Here is a 398-nt window from a genome sequence, read left to right as displayed (position 1 = left end):
AACCCCCACCGGCTATCGGTGTGGTCGGTGAGCTCCGCGACCCCGAGCATCACCACGACCGTCGCCGCCAGCCCGCCGCCGTTCGCCAACCCGAACGCCCGCCCCACATGCGCCTCGTCCACGCTCGTCAGCACCAACGACCGCGAAGCGATCCGCGCCGTCCCGAACGTGAACGCCCCGATCGCCACCCCCAGCGCGAGGAACCCCGGCCCGAACTGCGGCTCCAGCACGAACACCGTGTTGCACGCCAGGAATCCGACCACCGCGATCGGCAGATCCCCGAACCGCCGCCCCACGGCCTTGTAGAACACCGTCGCCGCCAGAAACCCCAGACTCCCGACGGCATCGACGAGCCCGAACAACCCGGCCCCGCGCCCCCACTCCCCCATGACCAGCTT

At 70.9% G+C, this 398-nt stretch carries 1 pseudogene; it reads right to left on the bottom strand.

Features of this window, described 5'->3' with window-relative positions:
• A pseudogene (locus GWK61_RS55480) lies at positions 1 to 398 on the bottom strand (MFS transporter); the annotation flags it as partial.

Source organism: Catenulispora rubra, from assembly GCF_015356825.1.
Lineage (GTDB): Bacteria > Actinomycetota > Actinomycetes > Streptomycetales > Catenulisporaceae > Catenulispora > Catenulispora rubra.
The sequence above is the reverse complement of the archived record's forward strand: the minus strand, read 5'-3'. Positions and strand labels throughout refer to the sequence as shown.